The sequence below is a fragment of the Marinovum sp. J2-8 genome, from assembly GCF_055808435.1.
In genome coordinates, this window is record NZ_JBVVRZ010000006.1 from 276370 (window position 1) to 292538 (window position 16169).

A 16169-nucleotide genomic window follows, 5' to 3' on the forward strand; every position below is an offset into this window, starting at 1 on the left:
CGCGGAGCAATCCACCGTCCCGGCACAGCGTCATCCGCAAAAAATCCGGCAAAATCGCAGGATAATATGCGGGGTCACAGGGGAGGGGCAGGCGTGAAGCACAAGCCAAAGGGAGGCAGCACATGGCCAATTCGTCCGATCTGATCATCGGCGTGGATGCCGGCACATCGGTGATAAAGGCCGTGGCCTTTGATCTGGCGGGACGCCAGATTGCCGCCGCTTCGGTACGCAATTCCTATGTGATGGGCGCGGATGGGTCCGCCACGCAATCCCTGCCGCAAACCTGGTCCGATTGCGCCGCCGCCCTGCGCGGTCTTGGCGACAAGATCACCGGATTGGCGCGCCGCACGGCCGCCGTGGCCCTGACCGGTCAGGGCGATGGCACCTGGCTTGCAGGCGCGGACAATGCTGCGGTGACCGATGCCTGGCTCTGGCTTGATGCCCGCGCCGCGCCGACCGTGCGGCGACTGGCCGCCGGACCCGACGAACGCGCAAGGTTCGAAGCCACCGGAACCGGGCTCAACACCTGCCAACAGGGCAGCCAGTTGGCCCATATGGATGCCACCTGCCCCGAAATTCTGGACCGCGCCGAAGTGGCCCTGCATTGCAAGGACTGGCTGTTTCTCAACCTGACCGGCACACGCGCCACCGACCCCTCGGAGGCCAGTTTTACCTTTGGCGATTTCCGCACAAGAGCCTACAGCGACCGGGTGATTGCCGCGCTGGGATTGACGCACCGCCGCCATCTGTTGCCCGACATCATCGACGGCGCCCAGGACACCCGCCCCCTGACCGCCGCCGCCGCCGCACAAACCGGGCTGCGCGCGGCACGCCGGTGTCGCTTGGCTATGTCGATATGGTGATGACCGCGCTTGGCGCGGGGGTCCATACCGGCGATGCCGGCGCGGGCCTGTTCCACAGTCGGCTCAACCGGGGTGCATATGCGGGCTGTGACCTCTGACGCGGTGCATCTCAATACCGAAGGCACGGGATATGTGATCTGCCTGCCGGTCCCGAATCTGGTGACACAGGTCCAGACCAACATGGCCGCCACCCTCAACATCGACTGGGCGCTGTCCCTGGCCGAGGATCTGATGTCCGAGGTCGGCAAGGCCCCCTCGCACGCGGATATGGTGGCCCGGATCGACGGCTGGATGGCACGGTCCCACCCCGGCGCGCTGGTCTATCACCCCTATATATCCGAGGCCGGCGAACGCGGCCCCTTTGTCAATGCCGATGCCCGCGCCAGCCTTGTCGGGCTGAACGCCGGCCACCGTTTCCCGGATGTGATCCGCGCCGTAATCGAAGGTTTGGGCATGGCCGCGCGCGATTGTTACGCCGCCATGGGCGACATGCCGCGCGAATTGCGCCTGACCGGCGGGGCGGCACGCTCGGCGGCGCTGCGCCGCGTTCTGGCCGCCGCGCTCAACACCCCGGTGCGGGTTTCCGCGCGCGAGGAGGCCGGCGCCGCAGGCTGTGCCATGATGGCGGCGGTGGCGATCGGCGCCTATGACACGATGGATGCCTGCATCGCCGATTGGACCACCCCGCTTCTGAACAGCCCGGAACCCCCCGACCCGGATCTGGTGCCAATCTATGACCGTCTTTTTACCAATTACCGACACGCGCGCAGTGGTCTTGCCCCCGTCTGGGACGGGCTGGCGGCGGCGCGCCATGCGCAAGGAGCCTGAGACATGAGCGATATTCAAGAGGTTGACCTGTTTGTGATTGGCGGCGGCATCAATGGGGCCGGCATTGCCCGTGACGCCGCAGGCCGCGGCCTGAGCGTTGTTCTGTGTGAAAAGGATGACCTCGCCGAAGGCACCTCTTCGCGCTCGGGCAAGCTGGTGCATGGCGGGCTGCGCTATCTGGAATATTACGAATTCCGTCTGGTGCGCGAGGCGCTGATCGAACGCGAGGTGCTGATGAAAAACGCCCCGCATCTGATCTGGCCAATGCGCTTTGTCCTGCCGCATTCGCCACAGGATCGCCCGGCCTGGTTGGTGCGGCTGGGCCTGTTTCTCTATGACCATCTGGGCGGGCGCAAGAAACTGCCCGGCACCCGCACGCTGAACCTTCACCGCGATCCAGAGGGCGCGGCGATCAAAGACAGCTACAAACGCGGCTTCGAATATTCCGATTGCTGGGTCGATGATGCGCGGCTGGTGGTGCTGAACGCGCTGGATGCGGCGGAACGCGGGGCCACCATTCTGACCCGGTCGCCCTGCACCTCGGCCCGGCGCGAAGACGGGCATTGGCGGGTGACAACCCGGCATTCCGTCACCGGCGAAACCCGGGATTTCCGCGCCAAACTTCTGGTCAATGCCGCCGGTCCCTGGGTCACGGATGTGGTCAATCGCGTCGCCGGATCGAATTCCCCCCGCAACGTGCGGCTGGTCAAGGGCAGCCACATCATCGTGCCGAAATTCTGGAAGGGCGAAAACGCCTATCTGGTCCAGAACCATGACAAACGGGTGATTTTCATCAACCCCTATGAACGCGACAAGGCGCTGATCGGCACCACCGACATCGCCTATGAGGGCCGGGCCGAAGATGTCCAGGCTGACGAGTTCAGAGGTGCAATATCTGATCGACGCGGTGAACAAATACTTCAAGGAACAGCTGACCCGCGACGATGTGCTGACCACCTTTTCCGGCGTGCGCCCGCTGTTTGATGATGGCAAGGGCAACCCCTCGGCGGTGACCCGCGATTATGTCTTTGACATTGACGACACCGGCGGCGCGCCGCTGTTGAACATCTTTGGCGGCAAGATCACCACCTTTCGCGAATTGGCCGAACGCGGGCTGCACAAGATTGCCGCCTATTTCCCCCGGATGGGCGAGGATTGGACCGAAAATGCCCCCCTGCCCGGCGGCGACATCGCAAATGCAGACTACGAAACCTTTCGCAACGATCTGAAACGGGATTACCCTTGGATGCCGCGCGCCCTGCGCCAGCATTACGGCCGGCTTTATGGCACACGGGTCGACCGGATCGTTGGCACGGCAACCACGCTTGACGGATTGGGTCGGCATTTCGGCGGCACGCTCTACGAGGCCGAGGTCACCTATCTTCTGGCACATGAATGGGCACAAACCGCCGAGGACATTCTGTGGCGGCGCACCAAACACCGCCTGCATCTGAGCGCCGAGGAACAGGCCCGGTTCACCAAATGGTTCGAAGACCAGAGGGAGGCCGCCTAAGATGGCGCTGACGCTTTCGCTGAACACCAATCCGCTGGTCAACCGGTTTGCCGAACCCGATGACCTGATCACCGCCATTGCCCGTGACATCCGCATCCGCGACATCCAGTTGACGCATGAATTCATCAACCCCTCCTGGCCCGCGCCGGTGATCCGCCGCCTGACCCGCGACATGCGGGCGGCGCTGCACCGCACCGGCGCCCGCGTCACCAGCGGCATGACCGGGCCTTATGGGCGGCTCAACCATTTTGGCCACCCGGATCGCGATGTGCGCCGCTATTATGTCGATTGGTTCAAAACCTTTGCCGATATCATTGCCGATCTCGGCGGCACTTCGGTCGGCACGCAATTCGCGATTTTCACCTATCGCGATTACGACGATGCCGCGCGGCGCGCCGAACTGATGCAGATCGCCATCGACTGCTGGGCCGAGGTGGCCGATCACGCCAAGACCGCCGGTCTTGCCTATGTCTTTTGGGAACCGATGAGCGTCGGACGAGAATTTGGCGAAACCATCGCCGCAAGCCTTGACCTGCAAGCCCGGCTGAGCGCGGCAAATATGGCGGTGCCGATGTGGATGATGGCCGACATTGACCACGGCGATGTCACCAGCCCCGATCCCGACGACACCGACCCTTACGCCTGGGCGCGCGCGGTGCCGCGGGTGTCGCCGATCATTCACATCAAACAATCCATGATGGACAAATCCGGCCACCGCCCGTTTACCGCCGACTTCAACGCCAAGGGCGCGATCCAACCCACGCCGCTGCTGGATGCATTTGCCGCCGGCGGCGCCATCGACAATGAAATCTGCCTTGAGCTGTCGTTCAAGGAACGCGACCCGAACGACCGCCAGGTGATATCCCAGATCGCCGAAAGCGTCGCGTTCTGGGCCCCACATATCGACAGCGGGGCACGTGATCTGAACATCTGAAACCGGCCCGAAAGGCGCAGTCATCCGATATTTCTGGACCAAACGGTGCCGACACGCATTATAGACAGGCGCAATTCAAACGGCGCGCGACAGCCGCCGCAGACCAAAGGATGGAACATGGCAAAAGACCGCGGTGCAACAAATGCAGAGCATTCCCTGGCGATCCGCGCCGCCTGGTTGCATTTTGTTGGCGGGTTACGTCAGGCCGAGGTCGCCAAGCGTATCGGCGTGCCCTCGGTCAAGGCCCACCGCCTGATTGCCCGCGCCGTGGCCGAAGGCGCGGTCAAGGTCTCGATCGAGGGCGACATCATCGAATGCATCGAGCTGGAACAGGCGCTCTGCGCGCAATACGGCCTGCAAACCTGCGAAGTTGCGCCCGATCTGGACGAAGACGGCATTCCCTTTCGCACGCTTGGTCTGGCCGGGGCCTCACGTTTGCGGCGCTGGATGGAAAGCGGCGAAATGCAGACCATCGGCATCGGACATGGCCGCACCCTGGCCGAGGCGGTCCGCACCATGCCCCGTTTCAGCACCACCGGGCTCAGCTTTGTGTCGCTGCTCGGCGGGCTGACCCGGAACTTTGCCGCCAACCCGCATGATGTGATGCATCTTCTGGCGGAAAAAACCGGCGCGCGGGCCTATGTGATGCCGGTGCCGTTTTTCGCCAATACCGCCGAGGACCGCGAGGTTCTGTTGGCGCAACATGGCGTGGCCGAGGTATTTCAACTGGCCGAAACCGCCCCGTTGAAGATTGTCGGCATCGGCACCGCCAAGACCGAAACCACGCTTGTCACCTCCGGCATGATCGAACCCGCCGAAATCGAGGCAATTTCGCGGGCCGGCGGCGCGGGCGAGATGCTGGGTCATTTCTTTGATCCCGACGGCAATTCCCTGGAAACCGCGCTGACCGCGCGCACGCTGGCGGTGTCGCTGGATGACACCCGCGAAGACCGGATCATTGCGCTGGCGGGCGGCCCGGAAAAAGTCGCGCCGCTGCGCGCCGTGTTGAACAGCGGCCGGCTCTCGGGGTTGATCACCGATGAACGCACCGCGCGCGGCCTTCTTCGGGACGATCCCGGCTGATCGGGATGATCGCCAACAGGTTGTAACGCAAAAAACCGGCAGGGCGCGCATGTCTTTGCCGCGCAGATGTCTTGCGCGGCAAATATCACATCACAAAATAACAACATAACATTATTGACGTTCGATTTGTGACATGGGATGTTACGCACAGGAGGATTCCCCGTGAAACGTGACGACAGACAACAGGCGATCATGGATCTGCTGGTGACCCGGGGCGAGGTCGACCTCGATGCGCTCTCTGACCATTTTCAGGTCTCGCGCATGACCATTCACCGCGATCTGGACGACCTCGAAACTGCGGGCCTCCTGCGCAAGATCCGGGGCGGCGCAACCATCCGGTCCGGCACCCAGTTCGAAAGCGATTTCCGCTTTCGCGAACGCCAGGACCGCGCCGCAAAAACCGCCATGGCCGAGGCCGCCCAGCATTTGGTCGAACCGGGCATGACGGTGATGATCAACGACGGCTCGATGGCCGCCATCCTCGGGCAATTGCTGGTGTCCAAACGGCCGCTGACGGTGATTTCCAACAATGCCGCCGTGATCGACACGCTGCGCGCCGAACCCGGCATCACCCTGATTGCGCTTGGCGGGGTCTATTCCGCCAAATTCAACGCCTATCTTGGCAAGGTGACAGAGGACAGCCTCGCCGGGTTGCGCGCCGACATCTGCTTCATCTCGGCCCCCGCCGTGGCCGGGCTGGAGGTGTTTCATATGGACGACACCGTTGTGCGCGCCAAACTGGCCATGATGGACCAGGCGGCACAGCGCGTGCTGTTGGTCAATCACAGCCGCTTTGATCAGGTCGCCCTGCATCGGCTCGCGGGTTTGTCCGATTTTGACCACATCATCACCGACACCGCCCCTGCCCCCGAAAGCCGCGCAGCACTTGATCGTGCGGGGCTGACCCTGACCCTGGCCGACACATAAAGAGGCACCAAAATGACCCAGACAGATTACTGGATCGGAACCAGTTGGAAAATGAACAAGACCCTCGCCGAGGCCCGGCAATTTGCCGAAACCCTCGCGGCGGCGGATGCGGCGCGCGATCCGCGCCTGCAACGGTTTGTGATCCCGCCGTTCACCGCCGTGCGCGAGGTCAAGCAAATTCTGGCGGAAACCTCGGTCAAGGTCGGCGCACAAAACATGCATTGGGCCGATCAGGGTGCCTGGACAGGCGAGGTTTCGGCCCCGATGCTGACCGATTGCGGGTTGGACATTGTTGAACTCGGCCATTCCGAACGCCGCGCCCATTTTGGCGAAACCGACGACACCGTCGGCCTGAAAACAGAGGCCGCCGTGCGCCATGGGCTGATCCCGTTGATCTGCATCGGCGAAACGCTGGACGACCGCGAAAGCGGCCGCGCCCAGGAGGTGCTGGCCGCACAGGTGCGCGGCGCGCTGGGCCGGCTGAGCGCCGACCAGAAGACCGCCGAAATCCTGCTTGCCTATGAACCGGTCTGGGCGATCGGGGAAAACGGCATTCCCGCCACATCGGAATACGCCGACGCCCGACAGGCGGAAATCATTGCCGTGGCCAACGATATTCTGGGTCGCCCCCTGCCCTGTCTTTATGGCGGTTCGGTCAACCCCGACAATTGCCAGGACCTGATCACCTGCCCGCATATTGATGGGCTTTTCATCGGGCGCTCTGCCTGGAACGTCGAAGGCTATCTCGACATTCTGGACCGTTGCGCCGCCGCGATCTGACACCAACCGCCATTTGACGTAGAGGAGAGAGTTCCATGAAAATTGCCGTTGCAGGCGACAGCGCAGGCGAAGGATTGGCCAAGATCCTGGCCGACCACCTGAAAGCCAACCATGAGGTGGCCGAAATCTCGCGCACCGATGCGGGCCCCGACGCCTTTTATGCCAATCTGTCGGACCGTGTCGCCAGCGCCGTATTGGCCGGCGATTATGACCGGGCGATCCTGTGCTGTGGCACCGGCATCGGGGTCTGTCTGGCCGCAAACAAGGTGCCGGGCATCCGGGCCGCGCAATGTCACGACACCTATTCCGCGGGCAAGGCCGCGACCTCGAACAACGCCCAGATCATCACCATGGGCGCGCGGGTAATCGGGGCTGAACTGGCCAAGGACATCGCCGATGCCTTTCTTGCTGCGGCTTTCGACCCACAGGGCAGATCGGCGGACAATGTCGGTGCCATTGATGCGGTTGACGCCAAATACAACCGGGCCTGAGGTGTAATTCGGCCCGATTGACCACGGGTCACAAATAGCCACGGGTCACAAATATCCACCGGGCCCGAATACCCACCGGACCTGAACCACAACCGGACCCAAACGCCGCCGCACCCATCGCGCGCGGCCCCGGTCCGCAGCCGGAGCCCCGCCTCCTCCCCCGGGACTCCGGCAAAAAAACGCTCTTTAACCAGCTCTGCAACCAAAGGTGCCGCATGGACAGGATCCTCGCAATCGACAACGGGTTGACCGTCACCAAGGCGGTGCTCTTTGATCTCAACGGGGCCCAGATCGCGGTCAGCCGCCGCAATGTGGCCCAGCTGAAACCCGCGCCGCGCCGGGTGGAACGCGACATGACGGCCCTTTGGGACCAGACCGCTTCGGCGATCCGCGATGTGCTGGAAACCAGCGCAACAGATCCCGCGCGGGTCATCGCCGTGGCCGCGACCGCCCATGGCGACGGTCTCTATCTGCTGGATCATGACGGCGCGCCGCTGGGTCCGGGCATTCTGTCGCTCGACAGCCGGGCAATGGATCTTGTCACCGAATGGCAACAAGACGGCACCGCCCAGGCGGCGCTCGACCTGACCGGCCAGATGCCACATGTCTCGGCCCCCGCCGCGTTACTTGGTTGGATACAGCGGCACGAACCCGGCCGCTTTGCCCGGATCGGCCATGTCCTGTCCTGCAAGGATTGGCTCTGCTACTGCCTCAGCGGGCGGATCGGCACCGACCGGACCGAGGCCAGCACCTCTTTCACCGATGCCCGCACCCAGGATTACTCGCCCGAGGCGCTGACCCTGTTTGGTCTCTCTGCCCTCAGACCCGCCCTGGCAGAAGTCGCGCATTCCGCCGACATCGTCGGCACCCTCACCGCAGCGGCGGCCAGGGCAACCGGCCTTGTCCCCGGCACACCGGTCGCCGCCGGTCTGCATGACGTCACCGCCTCGGCGCTTGGGATCGGCGCGCATCGCCCCGGCGTCGTCGGCATTGTCGCGGGCACCTATTCAATCAATGAATGCGTCGCCACCGCCCCCCGGATCGACGCCAATTGGTTCTGTCGCAATGCGGTGACACCGGGGCAATGGAACAACATGGCGATCTCCCCCGCCTCGGCGACGAATTACGACTGGTTTCTCGACACGCTCTGCGCCGCCGAACGTACCGACAGCGCCACCCCGATCCACGCCCGCCTTGGCCCGGAAATCGACGCCGCCCTGTCGCGCCCGTCCTCGGTGCTGTATCACCCCTATCTGTTCGGATCGCCGATGGGTGCCGCGCCAAGCGCCGCGTTCCTCGGGCTGCGCGGCTGGCATGAGCGCGGCGATATGCTTGCCGCCCTGCTTGAGGGCATTGCCTTTAATCACCGCCAACATGTGGATGTGCTGCGGGCCGGCTTTGGCCCGTCCGAGGCGCGGTTGACCGGCGGTGCCTCGCGCAATCCCACCGTGGCCCAGCTCTTTGCCGACATTCTGGATATGCCGGTCACCGTGACCGACACGGACGAGGCCGCCGCCTGGGGGGCCGCGCTATGTGCCGGGGCCGCCGTCGGGGCCTTTGCCCGCTTCGATGCCGATCCGCGCGACATCAACGGCAGCGCCACCACCTATCTTGCCGATCGTGACCGCGCCGCCCACTACGCGCATCGCTTCGCAATCTACCGCGAGGTTGCGGATACATTGACCCAAACCTGGGATCGCCTGAACACCCTGGAACAGATGGGCCGAAAGGGACCAAATGTCTGACACCTCAGAAGAGAGCTTTGACGTCGTCATCATCGGCGCCGGGATCAACGGCGCGGGCCTGTTCCGCGACCTCTGTGCCCAGGGGCTGAAATGTCTGATCATCGACAAGGGCGATTTCGGCTCCGGCACCAGCGCCGCGCCATCGCGGCTGATCCATGGCGGGCTGAAATACCTTGAAACCGGCGAATTGCGGCTGGTGGCCGAGTTGACCTATGAACGCAACCTCTTGTTGAAAAACGCCGCGCATCTGGTGCGCCCGCTGCCGACCGCGATCCCGATCCTGTCCTGGACCAAGGGCGTGACCGCCGCGCTGCGCACCCTTCTGGGATCGACAACCGCCCCGCGCAGTCGCGGCGCGCTGTTGGTGAAGGCCGGTTTGGCGCTTTATGATTTCTATGGTGCCCGTGCGCGCCAAATGCCGAAACACCGCATGGTCGGACGCCGCCGCGCGCTGGCGGAAACCCCGGCATTGACGCCCCGGATCAAGGCGCTTGGCACCTATTACGACGCCACCGTCACCGCGCCGGAGCGTTTGGTGCTGGAACTGGTGCAGGACGGGCTGGCGCTGTCGCCGGGGGCCGAGGCGCTGAATTGGTGCGCGGTCACTGGCCTGTGCGACGATGGCGCAATCACCCTCTGCCCCGCCCCGAACACCACGCGCAAGGTCCGCGCCAAACTTGTGGTCAACGCCGCCGGTCCCTGGATCGACCGGGTCAACGCCTGTCTTGGCCTCGACACCCAGCTGATCGGCGGCACCAAGGGCGCGCATATCCTGCTGGATCACCCCGAATTGCTGCACCAGCTGAACGGCAGAATGCTGTACTTCGAGGCCGACGACGGGCGCATTCTTTTAGTGGTGCCCTTTCAGGGCCGGGCGCTGGTCGGTTCGACCGACATTCCCGACAACAACCCCGATGCCGCGTTCTGTACCGAGGCCGAAACCGATTATTTCCTGCACAGCCTGCGCGACCTCCTGCCGGGGTTGGCCTTTGACCGCGACCAGATTGTCTATGCCTATGCCGGCATCCGGCCCTTGCCGAATTCGGCGGGTGTGGCACCGGGCCTCATCAGCCGCGATCATTCGGTCCCGCGCGCGCCCGCAACGCCCGACCGGCCCTTCCCGATCCTGTCGCTGGTCGGCGGCAAATGGACCACCTTTCGCGCCTTCGCAGCCGAGGTCAGCGATATGGTGCTGGCCGAGCTGGGGCAGACCCGGCACCAGCTGACCGACGACATGGCAATTGGCGGCGGGCGCGACATGCCACGCACAAGCGACGGCCGCGCCAACTGGGCGGCGACGACCGCCAGCGCCACCGCCGCCACCGCGCCCCGTGTCGCCATATTGCTGGATCGCTACGGCACCACGGCCCGGCATATCGCCCGCCACGAAGGCAAGTCCCCGACCCCGCTTGCCGATGCCCCCGACTATACCGAGGCCGAGATCGACTGGATCGTGCGGCACGAACATGTCCAGCATCTGGCCGACATCCTGTTGCGCCGCACACCGCTTGCGATCAGCGGGCAGCTGACGCCAGACCTGTGCCGCCGGGTCGCCGCCATCGCCGCCGCCGCGCTGGATTGGAACGCCGCGCGAAAGGCCGCCGAACTGGAAGATCTGGCCACCCTGCTGGCCCGGCGTCACGGCGTGCAGCTTGACCTCGGCCCGGCGCAGCAAACCGGGTCCGCCATGGCCTGACATCGCCGCAAAACCACAAGTCTTGGTAGGCGGGGGGTTTCCGACCGCAAGATACAGGTATATTTGCACCACATTTGGCATATTCGCCACATTCCGCACCCGATCCGCAAACGGCGGGTGACCCCCGGCGATTTGCGCAATATGGTGCCAATGTCGCGGGACAGGATATGGCGGGCCCTGATGGTCCCCCTGCCCGGCCTCTGCCCCGGCGCGGCGCTTTCCCTGAACATTCTGGCTGTTTACCGCCCTAAACCCGGGCGGTCAGGTACGTCCGATAATGCGGGCGATAATGTGGACTGTGGCGGGCCATAACATCGGCCCGTCGCCATCTTACCCGTGGGTAAGATCAACCGGCCTTATCCGTGGATGGGATCAGACCGGCCTACCGGGGGCAAGGTCGAACATTCTTACCCACGGGTAAGAATGACCCAGCCTGCCCGCCGCACTTAATCCTCTAATGCGGCATAAAACGCGGCAACCGCCTGTTCCAGACGATGGCGTTCAATGGCCGAAAAATCCCGGCTGTCCCGCAATTCCAACCGCCCGTCCGACGCGCTGCACTTGGCCACGCCATGGCCAAGCGGCACCTGAAACGTGGTTTTGGCCTGACGCGGGCGCGCGGATTTTGCAGCGGTCTTACCCGTGGGTAAGGGTGCGCTGGTCAGAAAACTGCGCAGGATCTCGACCTCGCGCGCGGCGTCACGATCCGGTTCCGCCCGCAGCGCCAGCGACACCCGCCCGACCAATGCCTCGTCCCGTTCCATCAAACGCTTCAGCTCGACCCCGACATTGCGCGGAATGTCCTGCGGATGTTCCAGCACCTTTTCCAGCTTTGCCAACAGATCGGCAAAGGCGCGAATATAGCTGCGCTTGGTGTAAGACGCCGATTTGAACAGCGCCGTCACTGCCTCGGCCACATCCGCGCATTTATGCGCCGGGTCATCCGCATAGCGTCGCGCCAGCGTCGCCATTTCCGCAAAAGAGATATCCTTGCGCACAAGGTTCTCATCCACCATCCGGCGATAACTGGTTTCTGTCTCGGCCTCGGTCGGGATGATCCCGGCGGGAATGGTGGCAAATGTCGCATCGCCGGTTTCATCGAACAAGGCGCGAAACGCCAACAGCCGCCGCATCCCTTGGATCAATTCGAACTTGCCATCGGCGCGGGCCTCGACCCGGATCGGGTTCGACAAGCCGATTTCGCGGATCGACAGCACCAGCTCGTCCAGCTCATCATCCGCGCCCGGCTTGCGATCCCGCAGCAACCGTTCGGTCACCACATCCGCCAGCGCGATCCGGTCGGTGATCAGCCCCTCGCGTTTCATGCGCACGAACTCGGCGGCGAGCTTGTCGTTTTCTTCCCGAATGCTGTTTTCCACCGCCTTGCGGTCGCGCAACGAATTCGCATTCTCATTGATAGCCGAGGCCATAGGCCCCCGGCGCAACCCACGATCCGGGGTTTTCCCGACCTCCATATCCCCCATTTCGGGCAGGTCGATGTCAAACATTCTGCGCTTCTTGCTCATTGATCCACCTCCAACGTGTCCCATGCATCATGCAGGGTTTGGCGGAATTCTTCATACGCGCTATCGAATGTAGATCTTGCGCGTCGCCAGGTCTCTCTGGTCATTTCGCGGTAATCCATTTCATAGACCGAGTTCAGGAACCGCCCCGATTGTTCGACTGCGCGCGTCATTTCGACCGGATGCTGGGTGACGTGATCGCCCCAAACCTTGCGAAAGGCATCCTGCATCGCGCGGTGCAATTCATTGCCCGGCTCGTACCTCGTCAACAGGAACCGGATGTCACAGAATGCTTTCGGCAGTTCGATCTTACCCGTGGGTAAGCTGCCATCAAATCCGGCAGAGAGATCTTCAAGCGCCTCGGACAGCTGACCGATAAAGGATGTGGTGGAATCATATTCCCAATATCCGGGCCCCGACGGCACATAAAGCACATCCGCCGCAAACACCGCATTCATCGACTGATAGCCAATCGCAGGCGGGCAATCGAACAGGATAAGATCGTAACTGTCATCCGGGATCTGATCGAGATAGCGCGACACCACCGCAAAGAACGACCAGTCCGGATTGAGGTGACGATACTGCGCCGACGCGAATTCAACAAAGGCGGCATTGGCACAGGAGGGGATGCAATCAATTGTCGGCCAGGAGGTCGGCTTGATGAAATCGCCGATCCGCAAATCCCCAAGACCCAGTTCGGTAATCGCGGTTGGCAAATGCCGCTGCGGCAGACCGGCGCCGGATTCCGCGCCCACCGGACCCTGGTTCATCCGCTCTGTTTCGTGAATCAAATCGCGCGCCATGATGCCCCAGACCGTGTGCTCCTCGGCGACGTCGGTCAGACCCATGGAATGCGACAGCGTCGCCTGGGGGTCGAAATCCACCACCAACACGCGATAGCCGTCCAGCGCGGCGGCATGGGCGAAATGCAAGGCAACCGTCGATTTGCCAGCACCACCTTTGAAGTTGGCGACCGCAGCGCGCACCGCGCGTTTGCAGGCCGGGCGATGCGGCATCAGGCTGCGCTTGCTGACCTTCAACCGGCGGCGCAATTCATTGATCTCTTCAAGCGAGAACCAACGCTGCCGACCTTCCTGTTCCACCTCACCCGTGGGCAAAGAGGGGTCAGCGGCCAGCTTGCCGCGAAAGGTCGATTGGTTCATGCGGAAAATCAGCTCGGCCACCTCCCACGAGGAAAACCGCCGCAGTTTCTTTTCCATCCCCGGTGAAAAGGTCTGTTGCCGGATCCAGCCCTGTAGTTTCAGGGAACGGTTTTGAAGGGTGGCCAGGTCTTGGTGTGTGTACATGCTCTGCCTCTTAGGACGCATTTTGATCTCTTCACTTCATTTACGCCTTTTTTGCCTTTGGTGCAAAACCTATTATCATGAAGTCACAGGTCACCGCGATCTTACCCATGGGTAAGAAAACAAGGGGCCAAACGGCAGAAGCGATTCGGATACGCCCGCAGCGCCAGAACCGGGCAGGGCGGGCAAATGATTGATCTGGCCGCTATATATTGGGGGACACCTTGTGGGGTGAAACCATCAATAGGGGGACATAAAGGCCCAATAGGGGGTCATACAGAGTGTCCCCCATCACCTATATCTTCACCAGATTCATTTTGAATTCAGGTCAGCAGAACATTCAATCCAAGCGATGGCTTGACAGAATCGACGGATTGGACGCAAATTGACGGCAAGCTCGGAAAAGCGTTGGCAGGCGTGGAAAAATCGGGCATGACAGCCGGATAATCCGGCATTGAAGCGGAGCAGTCCATGCAGGCGGCAAAACCGGTCGGGCGTCATGCCTCGGCCCTGAAATACGATATTCTGTCCGCTCTTGGCGTGACGGCGCTTGCGGCGGATAAACATCGTCAGCGGCTTATGCTGCGACTGATGGTGCTGATCACCACAAGGTATAATTGGCAGAACAACGAATTGTCCATTGGCCGGGCGGAAATGGCGCGGCTTTGGTCGGTCGAGGAACGCACCGTCAAACGCGAAATCGCCAAGATGCGCGCCGCCAGGCTGGATCGAGGTCAAGCGGGCAGGGGTGAAAGGCCGGGTGACGGTATATGCGCTGAACCTCAGCGGGTTGTTGGGCGAAACGACCCAGAGCTGGACCACCATCGGCACGGATTTTGTGGCCCGGATGCAGGAACGCCATGTCGGGGCGGGAACGGATATGGCGGGACCAACCGACGGGCAAGACCCAAGCGGGGCCGCGGCAACAGATCCGAATGTCATCCCGTTTCAACGCCGGATGCAGACCGCAGAGACCGAAGGCACATGGGGTCAGGTACTGGCGCAGCTGCGCGCCGAAAGCCCGGCGCAGGCCGCCACATGGTTCGGGCAATTGTCGGAAATGGCGCGTGACGGCGACCGGGTCACATTGGTTGCGCCATCACGGTTCATTGCGGATTATGTCCGCACGCATTTTCTGAACCGGCTGCTGGGCAGCTATGCCGCGCTGGACCCGGCTGTGCGCCGGGTCCAGGTTGTTGCGGTTTCTGAGTGATGTCCTGATCAGCGGGCAGGGGGGATGACGATCGCGTCGCAGATCTGTTGGCCCACCGCCAGCGCCCGTGCGGTCGCGGCGGCCATCTGGGGCAGGATCATCCATTCCAGCCCCCAGGCCGCGCCAGACCGTTCCTGTTCATGGATCATCGCCTGATGCATGCCGCCAATCTGGGTGGCATTGAACCGCGCCAAAGTGACCAGCAGTTCGGCCAGAACCGGGTTCTGTTTGTGCGGCATGGCCGAAGACCCGCCGCCACCGGACAATGCCAGTTCCTGAATGCCCTGTTGCGCCATCAGGCAGATGTCCTGACCCATCTTGCCCAGGGTGCCGGTGATCAGGGACAAAAGCCCGGCGTGATCGACGATGGTGTCGCGCTGACTGTGCCAGCCTGCGGCGGCATCTTCCAGGCCGAGGGCGTCGGCCGTGAAGGCGGAAATCGTTGCGCCCTGTGCGCCAAGCGCGGCGCGATCGCCGACGGCCCCGCCCAGTTGCAGACGTTCGACCATGGGGCGCAGTGCCGCGAGCCGGGTCCCATGCTGGCGCAGCGGGTCGACCCAGCTGCGCGCGCGGTCGGCAAAGGTCAGGGGCAGGGCGGCCTGCATCCGGGTGCGTCCCATGATCGGGGCGGTGCCGTGGTGGGCCACCAGCTGATCAAGGGCCTGCACCACATCCTGCAAACGCTGCATCAAGAGAGTGTTGGTGTCGCGCAGCGCCATCACCAATGCGGTGTCGATCACATCCTGCGATGTCAGCCCCTTGTGCACGGCGGCCTGGGTGTCCGCATCCACCCGCGATTTGAGCTGGCGCACCAGATCCGGGACTGGCAGCCCATCCCGCAGGGTGGCGTTGCGCAGGGAATTGATGTCGGGCTGACAGGTTTCAATCGCCTGTGCGGCCCGGTCGGCCATGTCCATCGGCACCTTGCCCGCCGCGCCAAGCGCGCGGGAAAACGCGGCCTCGATCGCGAGCATGCGCCGCAGCTCTTGGTCCGGGGACCAAAGCGCCGCGATTTGCGGATCGCCAAACAGCCCGCCAAGCCAGGGATGGTCAAAGACACTTGTGCTCATGGCTGCGGCCTTTGCGTCCGGGGGGATTTGCAATCCGGGGCCAGAGTTGAAGTCGGGTTCGGGGCAGGGGGGTGCCATGTCCGCCGGTGTTGCAAAAGGTCCGTGGTGGGCATGTCTGGTTCCCCTCTCTGTCAGCAAAGGTCTGTCTGGCACGATAGATCGCATGGTTTGCGGCAGGCGCGCCAGACTGATTGCGACA

General features: G+C 63.1%; 14 protein-coding genes and 1 pseudogene. 11 read left to right on the forward strand and 4 right to left on the reverse strand.

Going from position 1 to position 16169, the window contains the following annotated elements:
* Positions 1-122: 122 nt before the first annotated feature.
* From AC0L4F_RS18305 to AC0L4F_RS18350, 10 genes and pseudogenes are all read left to right on the forward strand, one after another.
* A complete protein-coding gene (locus AC0L4F_RS18305) occupies positions 123-863 on the forward strand; it encodes an FGGY family carbohydrate kinase (RefSeq protein ID WP_244690847.1) in 741 nt (246 codons plus the stop codon).
* A gap of 33 nt (positions 864-896) precedes the next feature.
* The gene (locus tag AC0L4F_RS18310) at positions 897-1691 is read left to right on the forward strand and encodes an FGGY-family carbohydrate kinase (protein ID WP_280520663.1); all 795 of its coding nucleotides are present in this window, start codon (positions 897-899) and stop codon (positions 1689-1691) included.
* Between the two features lie 3 nt (positions 1692-1694).
* Positions 1695-3204: pseudogene (locus AC0L4F_RS18315) on the forward strand (glycerol-3-phosphate dehydrogenase).
* A gap of 1 nt (position 3205) precedes the next feature.
* A complete protein-coding gene (locus AC0L4F_RS18320) occupies positions 3206-4138 on the forward strand; it encodes a TIM barrel protein (RefSeq protein WP_244690849.1) in 933 nt (310 codons plus the stop codon).
* A gap of 117 nt (positions 4139-4255) precedes the next feature.
* Positions 4256-5221 carry a sugar-binding transcriptional regulator gene (locus tag AC0L4F_RS18325; protein WP_244690850.1) on the forward strand — a complete coding sequence of 322 codons (966 nt, stop codon included), beginning with the start codon at positions 4256-4258 and terminating at the stop codon, positions 5219-5221.
* 162 nt (positions 5222-5383) lie between these two features.
* Positions 5384-6148, forward strand: a complete 765-nt coding sequence (locus tag AC0L4F_RS18330; RefSeq protein ID WP_244690851.1) for a DeoR/GlpR family DNA-binding transcription regulator — start codon at positions 5384-5386, stop codon at positions 6146-6148.
* Positions 6149-6160: 12 nt separating this feature from the next.
* Positions 6161-6928 (forward strand): triose-phosphate isomerase, encoded by a 768-nt coding sequence (locus tag AC0L4F_RS18335; RefSeq protein ID WP_244690852.1) that lies wholly within the window; start codon positions 6161-6163, stop codon positions 6926-6928.
* 35 nt (positions 6929-6963) lie between these two features.
* Positions 6964-7419 carry a D-erythrulose-4-phosphate isomerase gene (gene derI / locus AC0L4F_RS18340; RefSeq protein WP_244690853.1) on the forward strand — a complete coding sequence of 152 codons (456 nt, stop codon included), beginning with the start codon at positions 6964-6966 and terminating at the stop codon, positions 7417-7419.
* 215 nt (positions 7420-7634) lie between these two features.
* The gene (locus AC0L4F_RS18345) at positions 7635-9164 is read left to right on the forward strand and encodes an FGGY-family carbohydrate kinase (RefSeq protein WP_244690854.1); all 1530 of its coding nucleotides are present in this window, start codon (positions 7635-7637) and stop codon (positions 9162-9164) included.
* Entirely contained in the window at positions 9157-10860 is a 1704-nt protein-coding gene (locus AC0L4F_RS18350; RefSeq protein WP_244690855.1) for a glycerol-3-phosphate dehydrogenase/oxidase, read from the forward strand. Before AC0L4F_RS18345 ends, AC0L4F_RS18350 begins: the two co-directional genes overlap by 8 nt.
* 446 nt (positions 10861-11306) lie before the next feature.
* Here AC0L4F_RS18350 and AC0L4F_RS18355 read toward each other — a convergent pair whose 3' ends face one another.
* From AC0L4F_RS18355 to AC0L4F_RS18365, 3 genes are all read right to left on the reverse strand, one after another.
* Positions 11307-12368, reverse strand: coding sequence for a ParB/RepB/Spo0J family partition protein (locus tag AC0L4F_RS18355; RefSeq protein ID WP_244690856.1), 1062 nt, complete (start codon positions 12366-12368; stop codon positions 11307-11309).
* A gap of 14 nt (positions 12369-12382) precedes the next feature.
* On the reverse strand, positions 12383-13690 hold the full coding sequence (locus tag AC0L4F_RS18360) for an AAA family ATPase (RefSeq protein WP_244690857.1): 1308 nt from the start codon (positions 13688-13690) through the stop codon (positions 12383-12385).
* A 309-nt stretch (positions 13691-13999) separates the two neighbouring features.
* Complete coding sequence (locus tag AC0L4F_RS18365) at positions 14000-14425, reverse strand: hypothetical protein (protein WP_348524126.1); 426 nt, start codon at positions 14423-14425, stop codon at positions 14000-14002.
* Between the two features lie 22 nt (positions 14426-14447).
* Here AC0L4F_RS18365 and AC0L4F_RS18370 point away from each other — a divergent pair, with 22 nt between their 5' ends.
* Entirely contained in the window at positions 14448-14900 is a 453-nt protein-coding gene (locus AC0L4F_RS18370) for a DnaA N-terminal domain-containing protein (RefSeq protein ID WP_348524127.1), read from the forward strand.
* Positions 14901-14908: 8 nt separating this feature from the next.
* Here AC0L4F_RS18370 and AC0L4F_RS18375 read toward each other — a convergent pair whose 3' ends face one another.
* Positions 14909-15970, reverse strand: a complete 1062-nt coding sequence (locus AC0L4F_RS18375; RefSeq protein WP_244690858.1) for a 3-carboxy-cis,cis-muconate cycloisomerase — start codon at positions 15968-15970, stop codon at positions 14909-14911.
* Positions 15971-16169: the final 199 nt, after the last annotated feature.